The organism is Pseudomonas sp. EA_5y_Pfl2_R50, assembly GCF_963970475.1.
Classification (GTDB): domain Bacteria; phylum Pseudomonadota; class Gammaproteobacteria; order Pseudomonadales; family Pseudomonadaceae; genus Aquipseudomonas.
Genome location: NZ_CAXAPT010000222.1, coordinates 1 through 327, shown reverse-complemented (window position 1 = coordinate 327; position 327 = coordinate 1). Strand labels below are relative to the sequence as shown.

Sequence of the window (327 nt, the reverse complement as noted above, 5' to 3'; positions counted from 1 at the left end):
AATACTGCCCCTGAAAGCGCAGCGGCTGGTCCAGGTAGTCCTCGCCGGCGAGGGTGATCGCGGCGACTTTGCCGTAGGCGTCGTATTGCGCCGACCAGACGATGTCGCCGCTGTAGTCGGTGAGTTCTTGCGGGGTGCCGAGGTGGTCGAGTTGGTAGTAGAACGGGCAAGCCTTTTTCGGGCCTTTGCCGTCGAGCAAGGCCAGCGGGCGGAAGGTGCCGGGTTCGTAGACGTAGCTGCGGTGATGGGTCGGGCTGCTTTCGGCGACGAGGTGGTCGCCTTGCCAGAAGAACTCGGTGATTTCGCCGTCGACGGTTTTGCGGATGC

1 protein-coding gene is annotated in these 327 nt (G+C 63.3%); it reads right to left on the bottom strand.

The window, feature by feature from the left end; all coding sequences use genetic code 11:
• Positions 1–327, bottom strand: a 327-nt coding sequence (locus AACY19_RS27550; protein WP_339454658.1) for an RHS domain-containing protein, incomplete at both ends; no start/stop codon positions are given.